This is a genomic window from Arthrobacter sp. HMWF013, assembly GCF_003061105.1.
Lineage (GTDB): Bacteria > Actinomycetota > Actinomycetes > Actinomycetales > Micrococcaceae > Arthrobacter.
The window spans coordinates 797-3,084 of sequence record NZ_QAIQ01000580.1 but is presented as its reverse complement, the minus strand read 5'-3'; the positions used below and the strand labels follow the sequence as shown (position 1 = coordinate 3,084).

The 2,288-nt window shown below is 65.5% G+C and carries 1 protein-coding gene and 1 pseudogene; both read right to left on the bottom strand.

Annotated features, from left to right (window positions below):
* A pseudogene (locus DBR22_RS24185) lies at window positions 1–190 on the bottom strand (hypothetical protein); the annotation flags it as partial.
* A gap of 195 nt (window positions 191–385) precedes the next feature.
* A partial coding sequence (locus DBR22_RS19750; protein ID WP_308810243.1) for an SbcC/MukB-like Walker B domain-containing protein occupies window positions 386–2,288 on the bottom strand: 1,903 nt, incomplete at its 5' end.

The window sequence follows — 2,288 nt, the reverse complement described above, 5'->3', positions numbered from 1 at the left end:
CCCCTGTCCCCATCGCCGGGCTCGCCTCGCCGCTGGGGACAGGGGTCGCGCTCACTGACGCCGGGGCGGTGGCCCCTGCGGCAGGAGTGCCGGCAGCGTCTGATGAGACGTTTGCCATGCAGCCCGTGAGGGTTAGGGCTGCGAGGGTCGCGAGAGCCGCAAAGGTGCGGGCGCGATGAACTGGGTGCATCGGTGGTGCCTTTCCAAAGAGGGCCATCAAACTCAGCAGGCGTCAGACGCGGGACCCAGCGTTCCGCAACTACCCATCGGGGAGGATGAAGGCGAGTGTTTGATGTCCACCAGAATGGCATCCGCTTCATCGCCCCGACTAGGGTTTCCGGAATATATCCATCGATTTGTTATAAAAACATTCCTGGCACCACCGTTAGCGCAAAACGATGTCAACCGGGTTCGCCTCGGAGCGCCAGGCCCCCTCTTCGCCGGTCCGGGGGCGGATCACGGGCGCCGTCAGGACACCGGAACGGTTGGTGCGCTTGTCCCGCAGGATTTCCGTGACCGAGCCGAGGTGCCTGGACAGGTCGATCACGTTTTCCGGGGCGGCCAGCAGCAGCTGGAATCCGAACTCGTGCAGGGCTTTGATGCCCGCACCGGCGAACTCCTCGGAGGCCAGCACGAATGCCTCGTCCATCATCACGGTGCCGTAGGTAGTGAAACCCTGCTCGGCGATGCCCAGCTGGTAGCTCAGTGCTGCGGCCATGATGAAAGCGGTAAAACGCTGCCGCTCGCCGCCGGACATGGAGCCGGTATCGGCGTGCATGTAGACATCGGTCCGCTTGCCGCCCCGTGGACCGGCAACTTCCCGGTGTTCCTTGCACTGGATGAAAAGGTGCCCACGGACGTCCAGCACCTCGGCGCGCCAGCGGCGGTCCTCCGGAGCCTGGGAACCCAATCTCTTGACCAGCGTTTCGAGGGTTTTATAGCGGGCGGTCAGCTCGGCGTCGTCGTCTCCTCCTGATGCGGTGGTGTCCGTACCGCCGCGGGCGGGCCGCGTGTGCCGGGCCTTCAGCGCGTTATGAATGGCGTCCTTGAACTGCTTGGCCGTGGCGGGCATGGTCTGCTTGATGTCAAGTTCCAGGAAGCTGCCTTCGTGGAAGTTGACCTCGGCCAGGATGCCGTTGAGGGGGAGGATCCGGCTGGAGATGGAACGGCGTTCCTCGTCCAGCAGGTGCAGCAGCGTGCTGAAGGATTCATGGGTCCTTTGGTTGAAGAACTGGCGGAACTCCGATTCCTGGGCAGGCAGGCCGTCGCTGACAATGGCGTGGTAGCGGGATTCGAACTCCCCCGCAGCGCCGATGGACGTGCCGTGGTCCGCGGAAATCGCCGATCCCCACTCACGCACAAAGCCCTCGAAGATCCGGGTCAGCCGCTCGGAGGTTGCCTGACCGCGCGTCTCGGTGGCGTGCAGCTCCCCCAGCAGCGCTGTCCGGACACGGTTGGCAAGGTTGTCCAGCTCGTGCATCTCGCTGATGTCACCGAATTCGGTGAAGTAGGGTTCCAGCGCGGTGACGGTGGCGGCCGACGGCGGCGCCTGCTCCAGGCGGGTCCGCGCGGCTTCCAGCAGGGAATCGGCGGCGCTGAGCTGCCGGTCGAGCGACTTGTATTCGCTTTGCAGGACGGCCGCGGCCTCGGTGCTGGCCTGGTGTTTCTGCCGCGCTGATTCGATGTTCGCCCGCAGCGGTTCCAGGTCTGCCTGAGCTGCCAGGGCATCCTTGAGCCGCTGCTCAATCCTGGTGAGTTCCTCGCCGGCAACGGCGGCAGAGACCTGTTCCCAGGACCGGTTGTCCTCGGCGATACGGCGCAGGGCGTCAAGCTGACGGCTCATGCCCTGGTGGGATTCTTCGCGGCTCTGCGCCAGCTCGGCTGCCTTGGCCAGCTCCTGCTGCAGATCTTCCACCTGCGCGGCCACAAGTTCCAGCTTGGCCGCGTTGTCGAAACCGAGCACGTAATCCTGGCGCCCGGTGAAGCGATCGTCTTTCTCCACCGTGTGCCGGTTGCGTTTGACTACCCCGCCCAGGCTCAGGCCCTTGTCCAGGGTGGCCAGCTCATCGGGGTCCTCGACGCACTGGTAGGCGAAGTCGAGGGCGATCCGCTCGCGGATCCACTCCCCGGCCTCCGCCACCGCGCCGCTGGCGAGGATGTCCAGTTTGGTGAGCAGATCGCCGTCGCGCACATCCTCCACGGCCAGCGCGCCGCCGGCGAGCGGCTTGGAGACGTCCACGGCGCGGATGGCGCCGCGCACCTTGTGGTCGTTAAGGTAACGGGTCACG